Origin of the sequence: Streptomyces sp. KL116D, assembly GCF_030766975.1 — a bacterium.
GTDB lineage: Bacteria > Actinomycetota > Actinomycetes > Streptomycetales > Streptomycetaceae > Streptomyces > Streptomyces longispororuber_A.
This window is the reverse complement of sequence record NZ_JASERH010000098.1, coordinates 1-19198: the sequence shown is the minus strand read 5'-3', so window position 1 is coordinate 19198 and position 19198 is coordinate 1. Positions and strand designations below refer to the sequence as shown.

Sequence of the window (19198 nt, the reverse complement as noted above, 5' to 3'; positions counted from 1 at the left end):
GATCCTCGTCACCATACTCAACCAGCTGAGCAATCACGCTCGGCGAGCGTCCACTCTTCGACCGGCCCGGCCGGCTCGGCAGCAGTCAGCCCAGCGGTACGTCGAGGCGGGCGCGCCGGTGGCTGAACGCGGCGATCGAGTGGGGCCGTGGTAGCTGCCGAGTGCTGACTCGCTGACGCCGCCGAAGGGCAGGTCGGGCACGCGCAGATGGGCCATCGGCAGGCCGAACCTGAGGCCGCCGGACGAGGTCCCGGCGGCGAGCCGGCCGCGGGTGGCTCCCTGTTCTCGGTGAAGCCGTACAGGGCGAGGGGCTTGTCGCGGTCGTTGATGAAGGCGATGGCCTCGTCCAGGCCGTCCACCTCGACGATCGGCAGCACGGGGCCGAAGATCTCCTCCCGCATGACCGCGTCGTCGCCCCGCACGCCGGTCAGCACGGTCGGCGCGATGCAGCACGTCGTCGCGGTCGGTGCGACCGCCGAACGCGAGGGTGCCGGAGTCGAGGAGGGCGGCGATCCGGTCGAAGTGGCGCCGGTTGACGATGCGCCCGTACGCGTCGGAGGTCTGCGGGTCGTCGCCGAACATGCGGCGCACCGCTTCGGCGAGGGCGACTTCCAGGCCGCGGGCGGTGGCCGGGTCGGTGAGGACGTAGTCGGGCGCCACGCAGGTCTGGCCCGCGTTGTGGAACTTGGCCTCGGCGAGGCGGGTGGCGACGACCGAGAGGTCCGTGTCGCGGTCGACGAACACCGGTGACTTGCCGCCGAGTTCGAGGGCGACCGGGGTCAGGTGCTCGGCGGCGGCACGCATCACGATGCGGCCGACGGTGCCGCTGCCGGTGTAGAAGATGTGGTCGGGGTGAGCTGCGCGAGCAGTTCGGTGGTCTCCGGCACCTGCTCCTCGACGACGGCGACCGCCCCGGGATCCAGGTATCGGGGCACCAGCCGGGCCATCAACGCGGAGGTGGCGGGGGCGAGTTCGCTCGGCTTGAGGATGACCGTGTTGCCGGCGGCGAGTGCTCCGGCGACCGGGACGAGCGACAGCTGGACCGGATAGTTCCAGGGCGCGACGACCAGGACGGTGCCCAGCGGCTCGTAGTGCGTTCCGGCGGTCGTGCCGTCCGGGAGTCCGGCGAGGACTCGGCGGCCAGCGGCTCGGGGGCCAGCCACTCCTCCAGGTGGGCGAGCGTGTGGTCGATCTCGCGGACCGGCAGGTCGATCTCGGCGGCGTTCGCCCGAAGCGCGGCTTGCGCAGGTCGGCGTACAGGGCGTCGGCGAAGGCGTCCCGGTTCTCGGTGAACAGGCCCGCAGTGCGGTGAGTTGGGCCCTGCGCCAGGCGATCGGGCCGGGTCCGGCCGGACCGGAAGACGGCTCGCAGCGATGCGACGAGGGCGGCGGTGCCGGTCCCGGTGGCGCTGGTGGCGGTACCGGTGTCAGTGGTGTCAGTCATGGGGGTGGTGGAGCCCGTTCAGATGCCTCGTGCGGGTCTGACCTGAAGGCGGTCAGGCCCGACCCGGGGAAGGCAGGTCAGGCCCGGGGAAGGCGGACGAGCATCTTGGCCGGTGTTGGCGCCGCGCATCATCGAACCGAACGCGTCGACTGCGTTCTCGATGCCGTCGACGACGGTCTCGTCCGCGACGAGCGAGCCGTCCGCGAGCCAGCGCCGCCCGCCTGCGCCGGGCGTAGCGTCCGGGACGAGGGAAGTGGTCGCTCACGTTCATGCCGCGCAGGTTGATGCGCTTGCCGATGGCGAGCGGGAGGTGCGAGGGCCCGCGGGCAGTTCGGTGGCGTTGTATCCGGGAGATGGCGCCGACCATGGCGATCCGCCCGCGCAGGTTCATGACCCGCAGCGCGGCGTCGAGGTGGTCGCCGCCGACGTTGTCGAGGTAGACGTCGATGCCGTCGGGCGCCGCCTCGGCGAGCTGCCCTGCGATGTCGCCCTCGCGGTAGTCCAGCGCCACGTCGAAGCCGAAGTCCTCGGTGCGCCGCTTGGCCTTGGCGGGACCGCCGGCCGAGCTGATGACCTTGGCCGCGCCGAGCTTGCGGGCGAGCTGCCCGGCGATTTGAGCCGACCGCGCCCGCGGCGCCGGAGACGAAGACGACGTCGCCCTCCTCGACCGGGGCCACTTTCCTGAGACTGGCCCACGCGGTCAGTCCGGTCGTACCGAGCACCCTGGGCAGGCTCCGGGCGGGAGCGAGTTCGGTGTCGACGAGCTGGGGCCTGGGCGGCGTCGAGGAGCGCGTACTGCGCCAGCCGAGGAAGTGGGTGACGGTCGCGCCGACCGGGACACCCGCGTCCTGCGAAGCGACGACGGTGCCGACGGCGGAGCCCGTCATGGCCCTCGCCCAGTTCGAACTGCGCGATACGACTCGCCTTCGTTCATCCGCCCGCGCATGTACGGGTCGACGGACATGTAGTCGTTGCGGACGACGATCTGGCCAGGACCCGGGTCGGGCACGGTGACGGTCTCGAAGGCGAAGTCGGACTGCTGGGGCTCGCCGACGGATGGGCGGACGAGGTGCCATTCACGGCTGGAGAAAGACATGACGATCCTAGTGAGGGGGTGCGAGAGTGAGGGGGTGAGAGAGGAACAGGCACTGGTGGTGGGGGATCAGCGACCGCGGGCGCGGCCGCCGGTGCGAGGGGCACGCCCAGCACCGCCGCCACGAGCGCGTCCGACGCCAGGGGCAGCAGCCTGCGGGCGTCCTGTGTGTTCCAGACCCATGACCTGGGCGATGCACAGGGTGGGCCGCGTCGGCCGGTTCGATCCCGGCGACGGTGCCCTGCCTCGGCGAACAGGCCGGTGAGCAGGGCGTGCAGATCGGTGGTGAAGGCGGTGCAGATCCCGCCGAACAGCCGGGTCTTGTCGTCGAGGAGTTCGGCGGTGTGCGGAGTCCCCGGACAGTTCGGAGGACGAGGTCGAGCTTGGCGGCGAGCACGCCGCGCACCCGGTCCTGGTACGTCGCGCCGGTGTCGGCGGCGGCCCGGCGGGCCTGCTCGAGGCCCGCTCGTGCAGGCGCCCGGCGAGCCGCCGGAAGGCGTCGTCCTTGCTGCGGACGTACTGGTAGACCGCGGACCGACACCCTCATGGCGGTGGCGATGTCGTCCATCGTGGTGCGCCGTACGCCGTACCTGGTCAGGCAGTCGTACGTCGCGTCGAGGACCTCGTCGAGCCGGTCGGTGCCCATCGGGTCAGACCAGCTTGAGCAGTTCGTCGGCGAGCGGGGGCGGCGGAGGCCGGGTTCTCGCCGGTGACCAGGTTGCGGTCGACGACCACCTTCGGCGCCCACGCCTCGCCGGCCCGGACGCGCACTCCGGCCTCGGTGAGACGGTCCTGGAGCAGCCATTTGCCTTGTCGGCGAAGCCGCCCTGGGTCCCTCCTCGTTGGTGAACGCGGCCACGTCGTAGCCCCTTGAAGGAGTTGGTGCCGTCCGCCTTGGTCGCGGCGAGCAGTGCGGCGGGACCGTGGCAGACGACGGCGAGGGGCTTGCCGACTCCAGGGCGCGTCAGCACGTCACCGAGGTCGCGTCGACGGCGAGGTCCTCCATGGGGCCGTGGCCGCCGGGGTAGAAGACGGCGGCGTAGTCGTCGAGGTTCACGTCGTCCAGGCTGATCGGGGACTGCAGCTCGGCGAACGCGGGCGAGGTCGGCGGGCCATCCGGTCGGCGCCCTCCCGCCCGCCGTTGAACTCGCCCAGCGCGACTGCTGGTCGACGGTGGGCACGACGCCACCGGGGGTGGCGACCATCGATCTCGTGACCGGCCGCCTTGAACGTGCCTGGTAGGGGGCGACGGCCCCTCGGCCCAGGTAGGCCGGTGGGGTGCTGCGCGCCGTCGGCCAGCGTCCAGTGGACCGTGCCGGTGACGACGAAGAGGATCTTCGACATGAGGGTTCTCCGCGTGCGGGTCCCGCACGAGGCGTACGATCGGGGACGGTCCGTCGCCGCCGCTGACACGTCCGAGGCCTCCGATCACTCCGCCGTACGCATTTCGTCAGTGCGGCGACGTCCTCGACCGTAGGTCTTCTACCCCATCGGAATCCAATAGGCTCGTACATGTGAGAGATAGGATTCGACGACAACGGGAATGGACCCGGGAATACCTGGCGGCCGCGCAGCCGCCGGCACGGGGCCGGGCTTTCCTGACCTGAACCTGCTGCGCACGTTCCTCGCGGTACCGGGCGCGCGCTTCACCGCGGGCGCCCGGCTGCTGGCCTGAACTAGCCGACCGCCGCTGACGCAGAACGCTGGAGAGCCAGCCTCGGCCGGGAGCCGTTCGAGCGGCAGCGCCGCGCGGCGTGGCGCCCACCCTGCCTCGCGCCGAGCCGCCGCGGGTCATGGAGCCGCTGGACGCGCTCGGCTCGGTCAGCGGCTCGGGCGTGGCCTGTTCGGCGAGGGGACGCGACCCCGTCCATGTGGCGGGCCCCGCCGAGTACCCACCCACTGCGTGCTGCCGACGGTCGCCCCGCTCGTCGAGTAGCGGGCGCGCGGCTGCGCATCACCTTCGGCCTCACTGACGACTGCTGGAGGCCCTGCGGGCGGGACGCCACGACCTGCGGTGGGCCACAATGCGCACCGCGCGTGGCGCGCGCTCGCCTTCGGTGCCGCTGTCCGACGAGGAGTTCGTGCCGGTCGCCTCGCCCGCGTGGGCCGAGCGCATCGGACAGCGCCCGCCGCGGAGGGCCCCGGCCGCGCTGCACGGCGTCCCGCTCGTCTCGTACGCCGAGGACTCCGCCGATCGTCCGCCGCTACTGGCGCCACGTCTTCGGCAAGCGGCTGACCGGCACTCCCGCGGGTCACCGTGCCCGATCTGCGGGCGGCTCGAGTGCCGGGCCGTGGTCGGCGGCAGCGGATTCAGTGTGCTGCCGCGCTATCTGTGCGCCCCCGAGCTGGCCTCCGGCGCGCTCGTGCTGCTGACCGGATCCGAGGACGCCCCGATCAACACCGGTTTCCTCGTCCAGCGGCCCGGTTCCTCGACGAACTCACGTAGCGCTCGTACGCGACCATCTCCTGCGGTCCGCACGCGAGGCGTGACGAACCCGCCCGCGAGTCCTCGGAACTGCCTCTCCTGCCTGCGGTTTTTCCGCGATCCACGGTGTCGGGCGTGGCAGAGAGGATCCAGTCCGTCGAGCGCGCGCCGCCCAGGCCCTGCGCATGCTTGCGTCCGGGCCCCGGCTGCTGGGTCTGAACGACCTGGCCCGGGCGATGGACCTGACCGAGGACACCTCGCCGGCATCCTCGACACCTCGCCACGGCCGGCCTCGTCGAGCAGGACGCCGCCACCGGCAGGTACCGCCCGGGGCCTCGCTCCTCGCACCTGGGCACCCGCTACCTCGACGTGAACGAACTGCGGGCCCGCTCCCTGCACAGCGCCGACACCCTGGCCGCGCGCAGCGGCGAGTCCGTCTGGATCGGCACCGCGCACGAGGGCGGGCGCTCGTCATCCACCACGTGTTCCGCCCCGACGAGAGCGCCCAGGTCCTGCGGGTGGGCGGCCATCTGCCGCTCGCACGCCTCCGGGGTGGGCAAGACGCTGCTCGCCTTCGACCACGGTCTGAGACGTCCCCGTGGACCTGCGCCGCGGTTCACCGACCGTACGCTCACCGAGTCCTCGGCCCTCGCCGCCGAGCTGTACGAGATCCGGCAACGCGGCTGGGCCGCGTCCGTCGACGAGCGGACCGAGGGGGAGAGCGCGATCGGCGCGCCGATCCGCGACGGTTCGGGGCGGGTGGTCGGCGCCGTGAGCATCGCCGGACGCACGGACCGGCTCACCGAGGCGGGACTGCCGAGAGCGGGCCCTCGCGGCGCAGGTCACCGGACGCGGCGCGGGACATCAGCAGCGCCCTGCTGCACTGACGCCGACGGGCCGGACTCTGTCGCCGTTGCGTCGTACGCTGAGTGCCGCACGGAACGGACAGGAGGCTCACGGCCGGGACGACGGTGGCCGAGGTACTGACCGAGCTGGCCGAGCTGGAGGACCCGAAGGCACGCGCGGTCAACGAGAAGCACGGTGACGATCACGGGGTGAACCTCGGCAAGTTGCGCGCCCTCGCGAAGCGGCTCAAGACCCAGCAGGAACTGGCGCAGGAACTCTGGGCGACCGACACCGCGCGCGGCTGCTGGCGCTGCTGATCTGCCGGCCCAAGGCGTTCGGACGCGACGAGCTGGACGCGCCATGGTGCGCGACGCCCGGACGCCCACAGGTCCACGACTGGCTCGTGAACTACGTCGTGAAGAAGAGCCTGCACGCCGAGGACCTGCGCGTGGCCCTGGACCGCCGACCCGGATCCCGTGGTCGCGAGCGCGGGCCGGGCGCTGACCACCGAGCGCGTGGCGAAGAAGCCGCAGGGCTCGACCTCGCGGGGCTGCTCGACGTCATCGAGGCGGAGATGATGGACGCCCCGGACCGCCTCCAGTGGGCGATGAACCACTGCCTGGCGCAGATCGGCATCGACCACGCCGAGCACCGCGCCCGGGCCGTCGACATCGGCGAGCGCCTGGAAGTGCTCGCTGACCATCCGACTCGCCGGGCTGCACGTCGCCGTTCGCGCCCGTGTCGGGATCGCCGAGATCGTGCGCCGGCAGCAGGAGAAGTAGCGCACCGGTCCCCCGCCCGCCCGCACCGGTCCAGAGCGTCATCCACGGCCACCGGCTGCGGTCGCGCGCGCGGCTGCAGGACGCGAGCGTCGTCCGCGCCGAGGGTCGTCGAGCTCGTGCCCGCGTACACGTCGAACCGGCCGCGCTCCACGAGGAACGCCCGCCGGGTCGTTGGTCCAGAACCCCAGGTCCTCCTCGCCCAGTTCGAAGGTGACCGTGGCGGCGCGCGCCCGCTCCAGAGTGACGCGCTCGAAGCCGCGCAGCCGGCGCACCGGCTGCGCGATGCTCGCCGCGACGTCGTGGACGTAGAGCTGGACGACCTCGTCGCCCGCACGCTCACCGGTGTTGGTGACCGTCACCCGCACGGTGACCCGCTCGCCCTCGCCAGCTCACGCACGGGAGATCTCGTCCCGGCCGAGCCCGGCTCCGAGGTGGTGAACGTCGTGTAGCCGAGACCGTGACCGAACGGCAGCCGCGGCGGCCGTCCGCCAGGTCCAGGTAGGTGGAGACGTACTTCTGTCTGGGGGTGCGCCGGGTCGAAGGGGCGGCCGGTGCTCTCGTGGTTGTAGTAGACGGATCTGGCCCACGGCACGCGGAAGGTCACCGGCAGCTTGCCGCCCGGGGCGACCGTGCCGAGCGGACGTCCGCGACCGCGTGACCGGCCTCGATGCCGGGGTGCCAGGCCTCCAGGACGGCGGGCGCCGCGTCGAACCAGTCGCCGAGGACCAGCGGCCGGCCGTTGACCAGGACCACCACGTACGGCTTGCCGGTGGCGGCGACGGCGCGCGATGAGCTCCCTCCCCTGGCCGCGCGGCAGGCGCGATGTCGCTGCGCACGGCCGCCCACTGAGCCTCGGCCTCCCCGCCGACCACGATCACGGTGACGTCCGCGCTGCCTCCGGCAGGCGGCCGCCGCCTCGTCCGGGTCGGCGCCCGCGTGGCTGACCACGGCGTCCGGGGCGGCCGCGCGCACACCGTCGAGGATGCTGACGGACGGGTACTGGCGCGCGCCGTCGCCCCACGCCGCTGCAGATCGGCGGAGTCGGCGAACGGGCCGACCACGGCGATCGACGCGGCGGTGCGGCCAGCGGGAGGGCGGCCGCCTCGTTCCTGAGCAGCACCATGCAGCGGGCAGGTCCCGCCGCGCGCGGCGGCGCCGCGCGGCCGCGGTCGGCTCGGTGATCTCGGCTGACCTCGTCGCAGTAGGGGTCGTCGAAGAGGCCGTAGGGCGTACTTCAGGCGCAGGATGCTGACCGCGTCGTCCACGCGCTCGATCGTGAGCCGCGGCGAGGAGCGTCCTGCCGTGGTCGACGACGTGCGTGCTGAGACCATCTCCATGTCGAGCCCGGCACCGGAGGGGCGAGCGCGCCGCGTCTGCGCCGTCCTCGGCGAAGCCGTGCGCGATCAGCCCTGGACGCCGGTGTAGTCGCTGACCACGAAGCCGTCGAAGCCCCACTCCCGTCGCTGGAGGACGGTCTGCAGTGTGGGCGTTGCCGTGCGCGGGGCACGCCGCTGACGGTGTTGAACGCGGGCCATGACCGTGGCCGCACCGGGCGTCGATCGCGGACTTGAACGGCGGCAGGTGGTCGCGCAGCCGCTGCTCCGGACACGTCGACCGTGCTGTAGTCGCGCCCGCCCTCGGCACCTCCGTACGCCACGAAGTTTTTGGCGCAGGCGGCGATCCGGGCCGTCGCGTAGCTCCGTGCCGTCGGCGCCCTGGTAGCCCCTAGACCTTGGCGACGGCGAACACCGCGTTCAGGTACGGGGTCCTCGCCGCAGCCCTGGCGATGCGGCCAGCGCGGCTCGTGCGTGACGTCCATCATCGGGGAGAAGGTCCAGCGCACGCCGTTCGGTCCTGGTCTCCGGGCGGCGGACACCCGGCGTCGCGCCGCGACACCTCGGGGTCGAAGCTGGCGGCCTGGGCGAGCGGGATCGAACGTGGTCCAGAAGCCGTGGATGACGTCGAGGCCGAAAAGCAGCGGGATGCCCCGAGCCGGGACTCCTCGACGGCGATGCGCTGCAGTTCGTTCGTGCGGCGGGGCGCCGTGGGATGTTGAGGACACCGAGCCGAAAGCAGGCTGCGCGGCGCCGCCGCCTCCGTCTCGGCGGTCTGGCCGCCGCCGGGTCCGGTGTCCCCGTCCACGTCAGCCGCCGGAGCCGTCCGAGCTTCTCCTCGACCGTCATCCGGCCCAGCAGTTCCTTGATCTGTGATTCGTTCGCTCGCAGCACGTGGTGACCTCTATACCTTTGCTACCTGTTGCCGTATCGCGTCCGCGGAGTTAGCGTTCTCGCGCACCGAGAATGTAAGCGCATTCATTTCGAGTACACGCAAGTGCTGGCAACAGCCCACGTGGAGGCCCACGTAGAGGACGACGAACCGCACTTTGGCCCGGGTCATGACCTTCAACCCGCTCGTCGCCCGGCTCCGTCTCCCCGCCCGTGGCGGGACCGGCGCCCCCGGCCGGGGGAGTTGCTGAACCGGGCGCGCCCCCATCTGCGCCGGCACCCAGGGATGGCTCGCGGCGCTGCCGCGCGACCCGCGTGACGATCTCGGCACCGACCGGTACGGGTGGGTCGCAGGGCCGGCGACGCCGGCACCGGGGCGCGAGTTCGCCGCGATCGGCCATTACGACCGCGAGCGCCTCGAAGCGCTGGACCCGGCCACTTCTGGCTCTCGGACACCCGACGTGCCCGGCCCCGAGACCTGGGGCGGCTGCCGTACGCGCATGGCCACCTGCGCGGCTGCGGATCTGGGCTGCCGGCGAACCTCCGCCGTCAACACCCACTTCGCGACCACGAGAGCGCGTACGCCAGGCGCGCGCGGCGGAGCTCCTGCGGCGCGGTTGCGGGTCCTCGCGCCCGGTCTTCCGCGCGTGGTCACCGGCGACCTTCAACGCCCCCGCGGACGACCCCGTCCATCGCGGCGCTGCTCGACGCTGCGGGACAGACACCTGGGACGTCGCCGAACGGCGCGGGCGGGCTCCGGCACCTTCCACGACCACCGGCCGCCGGTCCCGCGGGCGGCGAGCGCATCGACTGATCCTGGTGTCGCAAGCGGGATCGTCGTGCGGGTCCGAGGCCGCGCTGCCGACGACTTCGCCCGGGACGGCGTAGCGCCCGAGCCACCACCTGCCGGTGCGGGCGCTGGTGCGGGTGGCCGGCGACGGTCCGGACGAGGGCGAGGTGGACGGGGGGTGAGGCGCAGGGTGGATGACCCGGGCGGGACCCGTGCCCGCCCCGGCTGCCGCCGCGTTCCCCCGCCGTCCCAGCCGATCCTGCGAAGGGCCGTCCCGTGCCGTCCGCACGCCCCGCCACCGGAGTGGCTCGCCGATGCCGCGTCTACCAGATCTATCCGCAGAGCTTCGCCGATTCTGACGGCGACGGCATCGGCGACCCCGCCGGCATCGAGTCGCGCTCGACCACCCGCCTGGCTCGGGGTGAACACCGTCTGGCTCAATCCGTGCTTCGCCTCGCCGTTCCGCGACGCGCTACGACGTGAGCGACTACTTCTCCGTCGCTCCGCGCTACGTTTGCACCGACGCCGACCTGGTCCGGCTGGCCGAGGCGGCCCGGAGCCGCGCATCCGGGTACTGCTCGACCTGGTGGCCGGGCACACGCCGGACGAGCACCCGTGGTTCACGGCGTTCCGCCGCCGACCCCGCCGACCAGCGGTACATCTGGGCGGATCCGCGGGACCCGGCGACGCTGCCCGCCGGCTTTTCGCATGCCGCCTCGCGCCGGGTTCCCTGACCCGGCTTCTACCTGCCGAACTCTTCGCCTCGCAGCCCGCCCCTTCAACTTCGGGTTTTACGTCGCGCCTGATCCGGGCCGGAGCCGTGGCGGCGCGCCCGCTCGACGCCGAGCCGCTCGCCACCAGGTGCTGCGCGAGGAGAAGACCACTGGTTGTCGCTCGGCCTGTCCGGGTTCCGCGTCGACATGGCTGGCGCCGCACGTCAAGCGGCACGACCCGCCAGCGAGACCGTGCAAGCATCTCGCGCGAGCTGCGGGATCTGCCTCGACACGCGGCATCCGCAGGCCGCCCTGCTGTCCGAGTGGGGTGCATCCGGCGACGTCGGTGCCGGCGGGGTTCCGCGACTTCTTCCCTTCCAGTTCCTGGTCCCGCACGGGACGGATCGCCCTGCGCTCGCTGTGGACACAACTCTCGAGGGCACGGTCAACGAGCAGTGGCAGCCGCTGTCGCCGTAGCTTCGGGCGCCGATCGGCCTCGGTTCCCCGCAGATCGCCTCCCTCGACATCTGGCGGTCCGTCACCGACACCATCGGGGGACGCGGGGTACGCCCGCCCGCCCACCGCCAACCACGACTTCTTCCCGGCCGTTGGCCTGCGGCGCGCGCACGGCGGAGCAGTTGCCCGCGGCCTCCGCCTTCCACCTGACCTGGCCGACGGTGCCGGCGATCTACTACGGCGACGATCGGCGCATGCGGTACGTGCCGGGCCTGCCGGACCACGAGGGCAGCTTCTGGCTCGGCCCGCGCTACAACCGGGCGGGCCTCGCGCACCCCGATGCAGTGGGACGCAGCACGGAGAACGCCGGCTTCTCCACGGCGCCCGCGGAACGGCTGTACCCTCCTCGATCCGGACCCGGCCCGGCCGAACGTCGCCGCTCAGTGGCCGACGACGGCTCCCTGCTGCATCTGGTCCGCCGCGTCTGGATCGAACTGCGCACGTCCCGGTTCGGAGTTGGGCGCGCGGGCGGCCACGAGGTGCTGCACGACGGCTATCCCCTGGTGTACGCAACGCGGCGGAACCACCTCGTCGTCGTCAATCCGCGCCGCGCCGCGGCCGAGCTGGACGCCCGTCGGCGACGCCACTGCGGTCCTGGTGCGGGGGCGTCGAGGTCGGTGGCGGCCGGATCAGGGCGGGACGGACCTCGTTACGGGATCTTCGATCTGATCCGAGGCCGCCGGTCCCGGTAATGGGGATGTCACGTACGGCGTGGTTGTGCAGTCCTTGTGGGCCAGGCCGGTGAAAGGATCAGCGCCATGAACGTGCCGTCATCGTGTGCACCTCCGCAAGCCCGTCGGTCGCCGGACGCCATGGCCCAGGTCCTGGGCGCGAAGGTTCCGCCCGAGGAGGCAGACCCGGCGGCGGCCGCCGCGGGACCTCGTCGGATTCGGCTCGGGTGTGTTCTACGGCAGGCTCCACCCGCGGCTGACCGCGTTCGTCCGGGCGCTTCCCGACGGGCGGGGCCGGGCCGTGTTCGCGACCAGCGGGCCGCCGGAGCTGCCGCTGATGCCGCTCCCGGCCGGCGGCCCGGCTCCCTCGCAGGCAAGGTACGAGGTGACGGAGTCGCCCTTCTCGTGCCGGGGCTTCGACACGTGCGCGCGCTTCAAAGGTCGTCGGCGGGTCTCAGCAAGGCGCCCGGGCGATGCGGACCTGGCCGCCGCGCGGGCGTTCGCCGAGCGGTTGTGAGGGAGTGCGGCGACCGTTCGGCGGAGGCCGTCCTCCCGGCCGCGTACGGTAAGTTCTGGCGCCGTAGGCTCTGCCGGGTGGAGGGGACGGACGTGGCACGACGGGCATCAGGGCACCTCAGCCCGGTCTCGACCGGCACCGCATCGCGACCGCCGCCGTCGCGCCTGTCGACCGCGACGAGTCGGAGCGCTTCGCGTCCGCCGGCTCGCCGGCGAACTCGGGGTCGGCCGATGTCGATCTATCACCATGCGAGAAGGGCAAGGCGGGGCTGCTCGGCGCGCCGCCTCCGAGGCCGTGCTCCGCGAGATGGAGTCCGACACCGCGAGACGCGTCGGACGACTGGGCGAGAATCGCCCGCCGTACGGCGCACGGTCACACGGGCCGTGGCCTACCGCCATCCGCGGGTCTTCTGGTGGTCGTGCGCGCCCGGACCTCACCGGTGACCGTCGCCGCCGTGGAAGCGGCTGGTGACCGCGATGCGCGCGGCGGGGCCGCGCCCGACCGGGTGGTGGCGGACACGCCCGTGGTGCTGTTCGGGTTCCTGGACGGACACCTGCTTGGCCCGTACCGGTGAAGGACCCGAAGTCCCTGCTCCGGTACCGGAGTTCGATGCCGCCGCCCACCCGACGACGGCCGCACCCGCGCTCCCCGCTGGGCGACGTCGGTTTCGGTGGCGGAGTTCGACCGGCTGCTCGGACACCGTGCTCGCCGGGATCAGGGTGAGTGCCGCCTCCGGCTGGAATCCTGGTCCGGTCAGCCGGAGGCGGGCGGTGCGGTCGCGCCGCGCACCAGCAGTCTCGGGCTCGAAGAGCAGCTCGCCGGGCGGCACCGGCTGCCCTGGATCTGCGCGACCAGCAGCTCGACCGCCGCCCGGCCCATCGCCTCGATCGGCTGCCGCACCGTCGATCAGCGCGGCTCGGTGCAGGTCATGAAGCGCACGAGTCGTCGTAGCCGACCACCGACGAGCCTCGCGCGGCACCGAACGGCCCGCGCCGAGCGGCGCGGCGCGGACCGCGCCGAGGGCCAGCGGGTCGCTGGCGCAGACGACGCCGGTGACGCCGCGGGCCAGCAGGCGTGCCGCCGCGCGCCTGCCCGCCCTCCAGCAGAACAGCGGCCCCGCTCGACCGAACGTCGTCGGGCCAGCGGTGCCGCCCAGGGCCTGCGCCGCGGCCGCGCGCCGCGGCCAGCTTGCGCTGCGACGGTGCATGTGGTCCGCGCGGGCCGAGCACCCGAGGCCGATCCGCTCGTGCCCGCAGCGAGGCCAGGTGCCGCCACGCCTGCTCGGCCGCGACCGACGTCGTCGCAGGCGCACGCATGGGAAGTCGAGGCGCTCGACGGCGTTGACGAAGCACCACCGGGCATCGTTGCGCTCGGCCAGGCCGCTGGTAGTGCGCGTGCGCGCGCGTCGGCTCCGCGCGAACAGGCCGCCCGCGAAGACGACGCCGGAGACCTGCTGCTGGAGCTAGCAGGTCCACGTAGTCGCGCCTCCGACGGCGCCGCCCTTCGTCTGCGTGCACAGAGCACCGGCGTGAGCCCCTGCTGTGCGAGCGCGCCGCCGATCACGCCGGCGAACGCCGGGGAAGATCGGGTTCTGCAGTCCCGGCAGGACGAGGCCGACCAGCCGTGAGCGCGCTCGCCCCGCAGCTGCGTCGGGCCGCTCGTACCCCAGCACGTCGAGCGCGGTCAGCACCGACTGCCGGGTCGCCTCGGAGACGCTCAGCCCCTCGCGTTGAGCACCCGGCTGACACCGTCGCCTCGCTGACCCCGACCTTCTTCGCAACAGCAGGCAAGTCGTCGCGTCATGATTGCAAGCCTAACGCAGATTCCTGTTCTTGTCTTTGCGGTCGTGGGGACCTTGCGAATCTTGACCTACCTGCCCGGAGCGGTGCGGCCGCGCACCGTCGGAGCTCTCAGCCACACCGCCGTATCGCTCGGCAGTCGCCGTCCGCGTCCAACGGCCCGCTGGAGAGGAGCAGTTGTCCGTGGGCGGGCAGGTCGGCCGGGTGGCTGGCGAGGTTCACCACGCAGATCAATCGTGCGGGCGGGTGAAGCCAGCACCCCGTCCGCGGCCGGGAGCCAGCTCATCGGGCCGTCCTCGAAGCCTCGCCGCGCGGACCGGCGCAGGCGCAGGCGGTGCGGTAGAGGCGAGGCTGAGTCGGGACGGGCGCTCTAAGGACGGCGTACCTGCGCCCAGTCGTCGGGTTGCGGCAGCCACGGTTCGCCGACCGAACCGGAGCCGTACGGGGCGGGCGCGTCGGCGGTCCACGGCAGGGGAACCGGCAGCCGTCGCGGCCTGGACGGTGCCGCCGAGCGGAAGTATCGGGTCCTGATGCGGTTCGCGGTATTCCGCCCGGCAGGCCCAGTTCCTCGCCCTGGTAGAGGCAGACGGAGCCGGGCAGGGCCAGGGTGAGCAGGGTCGCGGCGCGGCCCGCCGGGTGCCGAGGGCCGATCGGTGGGCGTGCCGAAGGCCTTCGTGGCGAAGTCGAAGGCGGGTGTCGGCGCGGCCGTAGCGGGTGACGGTGCGGGTCACGTCGTGGTTGCACAGGGACCCGTGGTGGCCGGGGCGCCGACCGGCGCGTGCTCGGCGAGGGTGTCGTCGATGGGAGCGGCGCAGCCGGCCGGCGTCCCAGGGGCAGGCGAGGAAGTTGAAGCTGAACGCGGTGTGCGGTTCGTCGGGGCGGAGGTAGCGGGCGAAGCGTTTTGGCGTCCGGCAGCCAGACTCGCCGACGAACACGCCGCCGTACCGAGAGCGCCCGCCAGGAGCGGTGATGTCGTGGAGTTCGTCCTGTCGATGTACGGTGGGTCGACGCCCTTCGACGAAGTCGGGGCAGTTGCGGGTGCTTGGCGGCAGCGCGGCGGAGTCGATGCGGACGCCGGCGACGCCGCGTTCGAACCAGAGCGCAGCACGTCCCGTGCTCGCGCCGGACGGCGGGGTGGGCCCAGTTGAGGTCGGGCTGGGTGAACAGGTGGGAGGTACCACTCGCCGTCGGCACCCGGGTCCAGGTCGATCCCAGAACTGCGAAGGCCAGTCGTTCGGCGGCAGTTCGCCGTGCTCGTGCCGCGGCCGGGCCTGAAGGCGGAACAGCCTGCCTGGGGCTGGGGCCGGCCTCAACGCGGCCCGGAACCAGGCGTGCTGGTCGGAGACGTGGTCGGCACGATAACGATGATGACCCGGATGCCCAGGTCGGCCGCCCGGAGATCAGCTTCTCGGCCTCTCTCCGCAGTGGTGCCGAAGGCGGGGTCGATGGTCCGGTAGTCGGCCACGTCGTGTCGCCGTCGACCAGCGGGGAGAGGTACCAGGGGTGAACCACACGGCGTCGACGCCGAGTTCGGCGAGGTACGGCAAAGCCGGTGCGGACGCCCGCCAGGTCTCCCGGTGCCGTCGCCGTCGCCGTCCGCGAAGCTCCGGGATGCCACCTGGTAGATGGCGGCGTCGCGCCACCAGTCTGCGGTGACGGCGGGAACAGCTGCCACGTGACGGTCCTTTCGGGCAGGTAAACCCGCCGCCGGTCGGGCGGGGCATGGACAGATGGACCGGCGCGGAGTGCTCTGCGTGGGCGGGTCGGCGGCCGGGCGGGTTCAGCCCTGAGGCGCCGGCGGTGAGGCCCGCCATGATGCTGCGCTGGAAGAAGAAGAACACGATGATCACCGGGACGCTCGCGATGACGAGACCGGCCAGATCTGAGTTCTGGGTCACCGGCGCCCGCGGTTCGGGACACAGTCCGACGCTGATGGTCATCTTCGCTGTCGGGAAGGACCAGTAAGCCAGACGAAGTCCCCGAAGACACGAGGGACGACGGTGAAGATGGAGACGACGTGCCGAGGATCGGCCGGGAGATCGGCAGGATGATGAGACGAGGACGCGCCATAATGCCGTCGATCTCGGCGGCCTCCAGGGATCTCGTCCGGCGGGCGCGGGACGAAGAACCGCTTCAGCAGGAAGATGTTGAAGCCGTTGGCGGCCACTAAACCAGATCGCCCAGGGCGAGTTGAGCAGGTGCCAGCCGAGGGATCGGCACGTCGGCAGACCGTGATGTACGCGGGGACCAACACGACGATCGGCGGGATCATCAGCGCGGCCAGCATGCCCGCCATGATCACGTTCCTGCGCATCGGCCGTGCTTGACAGCGCGGCGGCGGAGACGTCCACGGCGAGCGCGAACAGCCAGGCACCGACGGCGTAGAAGACGGTGTTCCTGAGCAGCGTCCCGATGTCGAAGAGTCTCAGGCGTCCGCGAACACGCCGAAGTCCGGCGACTTCGGGAACAGGGTGGCGGCATCTGGGCGACTTCCTCGCCCGTCTTCATGGCGCCGGTGACCATCCAGTAGAGCGGGAAGACGAAGACCAGGGCGAACACGATCACGACGGCGGTGGCAGTCCAGTAGATCTTTCCAAATTCTAGCAACCTGAGCTGGAGCGTGGCGAGACGATGGTCCTGGAGGCCGTCCGCCCAGCCGCCGCGCCGCTTCTTCCGGTCGCCGCGCCGGCCGGCCGCGCCGCCGCCTTCGGTCCTCGCCGCCGCTTCGGGGCGGTGGTGGTGTCTCACCATGGCGCTACTTCTCTCGGGTCAGCCGAGCGAACTCTGGCGACCGCCAGCAGGACGATCATGAGCATCAGTAACCGAGGGCGCTGCCCGCCCCGTAGTTGCCGCCGTAGACGAAGGCGTACTGGTACATGAGGTAGGCGACGGTGACCGTCGCGTTCTCCGGGCCGCCGCCCGTGAGCATGTACGGCTCGATGAACACCTGCATCGTGGCGACGATCTGGCATCAACATCAGCAGCAGGATCAGCCGGGTTCAGGGATGGTGACGTGCCGGGATCCGCTTTGAGGATGCCGGCGCCGTCGAGTTCCGCGGCCTCGTACAGATCGCCGGGGATGTTCTGCAGCGCCGCCAGATAGATGAGGACCCCGATCCCAGGTTCATCCAGGTGACGATGACGAGGGAGATGAGCGCGGTGTCGGTGGAGTCGAGCCAGGCGAGGGTCGGCAGGCCGACGAAGTCGAGGACCTGGTTGAACAGTCCGGGGCCCGGGCCGTAGAACCAGTTGAAAGAAAGCAGGACCGACGATCGGCGGCAGCATCACCGGCAGGTAGACGACGAAGCGGAGGTAGCCCCGCGCGTGCCGCAGTTCGTTGAGGACGATCGCGACGGCGAACGGCACCACGTAGCCGCACAGCAGCGCCAGCAGGGTGAAGGCCAGGGTGTTGCGCCAGGCCTGGCCGAACGCCGGATCGTCCACCACCGTACGGAAGCTGTCCAGGCCCCCAGGTCGGCGGGTCGACGAGGTTGGTCTGCTGGAAGCTGAGGACGACTTCCTGATGATCGGCCACCACGCGAACATGGCGAAGCAGAACAGCGCGGCGCACAGGGAATCCGTAGGCAGTGTCAGGTTCCGCCGCGCCGCCCTGCGCCGCTTCGGACGGTGGCCGACGGCGCGGCGCGAGCTGCCGCTTCGGCTCCATGGTGAGTGTTTCCATCGTCATCTCCCGTTCGACCTGGCCCCCGAGGCCGACGCGGGGTGCCGCCCTCCGAACGGCACCGGGACAGTTGCCGTCAGCTCTTCGCCGAATCGAGTTCGCCTTTGACCGGCGTCCGAGCTTGTCGATGTCGGCGTTCTCCCGCGTCAGGACCGCGGACATGGCCACGTCGAGCACCGCGTAGAGCCCTGGGCCTTGGCCGGTTCGAGCTTGAGGGCGACCCCGTGGCGGACTCGGGACGTAGGCCTGTAGCTCGACCGAGCGCCGCGTTCTTCTTTTGCGGTCTTCTGCGAGGGTTCGCCGGTCGCCGAGTCACCCATGTAGTCGCGTTGTTCGGGACGCCGACGGCCTGCTGCTGCTTCCGTAAGGTGGGCGAAGCCGAAGCGGCCCCCTGCTCCGGGTGTTGAACTCGAAGTCGATCCACCGCATGGCCGCCTTGGTCTGGGCGGCGCTCGCCGCCTGGGTTGATCATGTACGCCTCGCCGCCGGTGAGCGACGCCTTGCCGTCGGGTGCCGGTGATGCCGTAGTCCGCGTCTTGCCCTTGAACTTCTGGACGACGTCGGTGACGACGTCCGGGGCGCCGAGCATCATGCCTGTGCCCTGCCGGCCGCCATCTGCCGCATCAGCGCCCCCAGCCGATGAGGACCTGCTGCCGGTGCTCTTGTCCTCCCAGCGCATGTCGGAGGTTCTGCAGCACGGCCTTGCCTCGGGGCTGTTGGAAGGCTGCCCTGCCGTCGACGACCATCTCGCCGTCAGTGGCTGAAGACGGACTGCGCGAAGTGCCAGCTGCCGACGTTGCCGCCGCCGTACTCGCCGTAACCGACGGTAGCCGGCACCGAGCCCCGCGATCTTCTTTCGCCGGCGGCGCGCACCTCGTCCCAGGTCTTCGGCGGGGCGTCGGGGTCGAGTCCGCCTTGGTGAACAGGGGCGCGGTTGTAGACGAGTCCGACGCTGTAGCTGACGTTGTGGGACGCCGTACACCTTGCCGTCCTTATGACCATGTCCCGGACGTCCTGCTTGATCCGAAGTTCTTCACCAGACCGGTTCGCCCGGTGATCCTTTGGCCTGCCGCTTGGCGATGACGTCGGCGTAGTTGGTGACCGGCACCATGAAGACGGTCTCCATCTGGTCGCTGGCCAGCTTCGCGGCGAAGGTCTGGTCGAAGCACGCTGCTGGTCGGTGCCTTTCACCGTGACGCCCGGGTGCGCTCTCGAACGCGGCGACGTCGTCGTCCCAGGCCTTGCGCGTTCCTCGGCGCAATCTCGCCGGCTGACACGCCACGGTGATGAAGGACGTCGCCACCGGCATCGGAGTTTCGAGTCTCCGCCGCAGGCGGTGGCGGTGAGTGCGAGCATCCTGTCGTCAGAAGCGATCGCGAGGTTACGGGGCTTCATTACGGCTCCTCTAGGGTGACGCCCAAGCACCGCCCTGGTGGTCCTCGTCATCACGATAAGAGGAGCGCACACAGATGCACGCAACATTCGGATCCACGGCGCCACGACGGGTCCGCGATTAAGGGCGGACAGCGGCCGCCTGGGGCGGAGGGGCCCGGATGGTGGGTGTGGCCGCGCGGCTCCCGGGCGCGGGGCGCGGGCAACGCTCTGGACCCGGTGAAGCGGCGCACGAAAAACGCGAAAGCGTTTCAATGATAAATGTGAAAACGGTTAAACACCCAACCTGATTGGAACGAAGTAC

General features: G+C 71.7%; 19 protein-coding genes and 4 pseudogenes. 9 read left to right on the top strand and 14 right to left on the bottom strand.

The window, feature by feature from the left end:
- Nucleotides 1-85: 85 nt before the first annotated feature.
- From RBJ77_RS39275 to RBJ77_RS39255, 5 genes and pseudogenes are all read right to left on the bottom strand, one after another.
- Nucleotides 86-1443, bottom strand: a pseudogene (locus RBJ77_RS39275) (aldehyde dehydrogenase family protein).
- Between the two features lie 52 nt (nucleotides 1444-1495).
- A complete protein-coding gene (locus RBJ77_RS39270) occupies nucleotides 1496-2014 on the bottom strand; it encodes a zinc-binding dehydrogenase (protein WP_372349359.1) in 519 nt (172 codons plus the stop codon).
- A 312-nt stretch (nucleotides 2015-2326) separates the two neighbouring features.
- On the bottom strand, nucleotides 2327-2539 hold the full coding sequence (locus RBJ77_RS39265) for a hypothetical protein (protein WP_372349351.1): 213 nt from the start codon (nucleotides 2537-2539) through the stop codon (nucleotides 2327-2329).
- A gap of 647 nt (nucleotides 2540-3186) precedes the next feature.
- Entirely contained in the window at nucleotides 3187-3507 is a 321-nt protein-coding gene (locus RBJ77_RS39260) for a hypothetical protein (protein ID WP_372349350.1), read from the bottom strand.
- An 82-nt stretch (nucleotides 3508-3589) separates the two neighbouring features.
- On the bottom strand, nucleotides 3590-3880 hold the full coding sequence (locus RBJ77_RS39255) for a hypothetical protein (RefSeq protein ID WP_372349349.1): 291 nt from the start codon (nucleotides 3878-3880) through the stop codon (nucleotides 3590-3592).
- 199 nt (nucleotides 3881-4079) lie between these two features.
- Here RBJ77_RS39255 and RBJ77_RS39250 point away from each other — a divergent pair, with 199 nt between their 5' ends.
- Together RBJ77_RS39250 and RBJ77_RS39245 are read left to right on the top strand one after the other, a co-directional pair.
- On the top strand, nucleotides 4080-4211 hold the full coding sequence (locus RBJ77_RS39250) for a hypothetical protein (protein WP_372349348.1): 132 nt from the start codon (nucleotides 4080-4082) through the stop codon (nucleotides 4209-4211).
- Between the two features lie 349 nt (nucleotides 4212-4560).
- A complete protein-coding gene (locus tag RBJ77_RS39245) occupies nucleotides 4561-5334 on the top strand; it encodes a LysR substrate-binding domain-containing protein (RefSeq protein ID WP_372349347.1) in 774 nt (257 codons plus the stop codon).
- Here RBJ77_RS39245 and RBJ77_RS39240 read toward each other — a convergent pair.
- Entirely contained in the window at nucleotides 5321-5521 is a 201-nt protein-coding gene (locus RBJ77_RS39240) for a hypothetical protein (RefSeq protein WP_372349364.1), read from the bottom strand. The two genes, RBJ77_RS39245 and RBJ77_RS39240, sit on opposite strands and share 14 nt — an antisense overlap.
- Here RBJ77_RS39240 and RBJ77_RS39235 point away from each other — a divergent pair.
- Together RBJ77_RS39235 and RBJ77_RS39230 are read left to right on the top strand one after the other, a co-directional pair.
- Entirely contained in the window at nucleotides 5514-5948 is a 435-nt protein-coding gene (locus tag RBJ77_RS39235; RefSeq protein WP_372349358.1) for an IclR family transcriptional regulator C-terminal domain-containing protein, read from the top strand. The two genes, RBJ77_RS39240 and RBJ77_RS39235, sit on opposite strands and share 8 nt — an antisense overlap.
- A pseudogene (locus RBJ77_RS39230) lies at nucleotides 5891-6589 on the top strand (DNA alkylation repair protein). Before RBJ77_RS39235 ends, RBJ77_RS39230 begins: the two are co-directional and overlap by 58 nt.
- Before the next feature lie 38 nt (nucleotides 6590-6627).
- Here the strand turns inward: RBJ77_RS39230 and RBJ77_RS39225 are convergent.
- The 3 genes from RBJ77_RS39225 to RBJ77_RS39215 form a co-directional block, all read right to left on the bottom strand.
- Nucleotides 6628-6948 (bottom strand): fibronectin type III-like domain-contianing protein, encoded by a 321-nt coding sequence (locus RBJ77_RS39225; RefSeq protein WP_372349346.1) that lies wholly within the window; start codon nucleotides 6946-6948, stop codon nucleotides 6628-6630.
- Nucleotides 6949-7189: 241 nt separating this feature from the next.
- Nucleotides 7190-7537, bottom strand: coding sequence for a glycoside hydrolase family 3 C-terminal domain-containing protein (locus RBJ77_RS39220; RefSeq protein ID WP_372349357.1), 348 nt, complete (start codon nucleotides 7535-7537; stop codon nucleotides 7190-7192).
- 455 nt (nucleotides 7538-7992) lie between these two features.
- Nucleotides 7993-8124, bottom strand: coding sequence for a hypothetical protein (locus RBJ77_RS39215; RefSeq protein ID WP_372349345.1), 132 nt, complete (start codon nucleotides 8122-8124; stop codon nucleotides 7993-7995).
- A 2831-nt stretch (nucleotides 8125-10955) separates the two neighbouring features.
- Here RBJ77_RS39215 and RBJ77_RS39210 point away from each other — a divergent pair.
- From RBJ77_RS39210 to RBJ77_RS39200, 3 genes are all read left to right on the top strand, one after another.
- Nucleotides 10956-11525, top strand: a complete 570-nt coding sequence (locus RBJ77_RS39210) for a hypothetical protein (protein ID WP_372349344.1) — start codon at nucleotides 10956-10958, stop codon at nucleotides 11523-11525.
- 208 nt (nucleotides 11526-11733) lie between these two features.
- Nucleotides 11734-12021, top strand: a complete 288-nt coding sequence (locus tag RBJ77_RS39205; protein WP_372349343.1) for a hypothetical protein — start codon at nucleotides 11734-11736, stop codon at nucleotides 12019-12021.
- A gap of 439 nt (nucleotides 12022-12460) precedes the next feature.
- Nucleotides 12461-12595, top strand: coding sequence for a hypothetical protein (locus RBJ77_RS39200; protein WP_372349342.1), 135 nt, complete (start codon nucleotides 12461-12463; stop codon nucleotides 12593-12595).
- A gap of 179 nt (nucleotides 12596-12774) precedes the next feature.
- On the opposite strand, the gene RBJ77_RS39195 is transcribed toward RBJ77_RS39200, so the two are convergent.
- Both RBJ77_RS39195 and RBJ77_RS39190 read right to left on the bottom strand, forming a co-directional pair.
- Nucleotides 12775-12900: a hypothetical protein gene (locus tag RBJ77_RS39195; protein ID WP_372349356.1), complete on the bottom strand. Its 126-nt coding sequence runs from the start codon at nucleotides 12898-12900 to the stop codon at nucleotides 12775-12777.
- Between the two features lie 990 nt (nucleotides 12901-13890).
- Nucleotides 13891-15495 (bottom strand): annotated as a pseudogene (locus tag RBJ77_RS39190) (alpha-amylase family glycosyl hydrolase).
- Nucleotides 15496-15620: 125 nt separating this feature from the next.
- Here RBJ77_RS39190 and RBJ77_RS39185 point away from each other — a divergent pair.
- Nucleotides 15621-15785, top strand: coding sequence for a hypothetical protein (locus tag RBJ77_RS39185; protein WP_372349341.1), 165 nt, complete (start codon nucleotides 15621-15623; stop codon nucleotides 15783-15785).
- Between the two features lie 233 nt (nucleotides 15786-16018).
- On the top strand, nucleotides 16019-16147 hold the full coding sequence (locus RBJ77_RS39180) for a hypothetical protein (RefSeq protein WP_372349340.1): 129 nt from the start codon (nucleotides 16019-16021) through the stop codon (nucleotides 16145-16147).
- A gap of 417 nt (nucleotides 16148-16564) precedes the next feature.
- Here RBJ77_RS39180 and RBJ77_RS39175 read toward each other — a convergent pair.
- The 3 genes and pseudogenes from RBJ77_RS39175 to RBJ77_RS39165 form a co-directional block, all read right to left on the bottom strand.
- Nucleotides 16565-17508 (bottom strand): annotated as a pseudogene (locus RBJ77_RS39175) (carbohydrate ABC transporter permease).
- A gap of 747 nt (nucleotides 17509-18255) precedes the next feature.
- Complete coding sequence (locus RBJ77_RS39170; RefSeq protein ID WP_372349339.1) at nucleotides 18256-18504, bottom strand: hypothetical protein; 249 nt, start codon at nucleotides 18502-18504, stop codon at nucleotides 18256-18258.
- A 31-nt stretch (nucleotides 18505-18535) separates the two neighbouring features.
- Entirely contained in the window at nucleotides 18536-18805 is a 270-nt protein-coding gene (locus tag RBJ77_RS39165; RefSeq protein ID WP_372349338.1) for a hypothetical protein, read from the bottom strand.
- Between the last annotated feature and the right edge of the window lie 393 nt (nucleotides 18806-19198).

Bases quoted from the DNA above. Each gene is read 5' to 3' on its own strand.
- RBJ77_RS39265 (WP_372349351.1), bottom strand. From the start codon at position 2,539: ATGTCTTTCTCCAGCCGTGAATGGCACCTCGTCCGCCCATCCGTCGGC.
- RBJ77_RS39255 (WP_372349349.1), bottom strand. From the start codon at position 3,880: ATGTCGAAGATCCTCTTCGTCGTCACCGGCACGGTCCACTGGACGCTG.
- RBJ77_RS39250 (WP_372349348.1), top strand. From the start codon at position 4,080: ATGGACCCGGGAATACCTGGCGGCCGCGCAGCCGCCGGCACGGGGCCG.
- RBJ77_RS39245 (WP_372349347.1), top strand. From the start codon at position 4,561: ATGCGCACCGCGCGTGGCGCGCGCTCGCCTTCGGTGCCGCTGTCCGAC.
- RBJ77_RS39215 (WP_372349345.1), bottom strand. From the start codon at position 8,124: ATGGCCCGCGTTCAACACCGTCAGCGGCGTGCCCCGCGCACGGCAACG.
- RBJ77_RS39195 (WP_372349356.1), bottom strand. From the start codon at position 12,900: ATGGGCCGGGCGGCGGTCGAGCTGCTGGTCGCGCAGATCCAGGGCAGC.
- RBJ77_RS39170 (WP_372349339.1), bottom strand. From the start codon at position 18,504: ATGGTCATAAGGACGGCAAGGTGTACGGCGTCCCACAACGTCAGCTAC.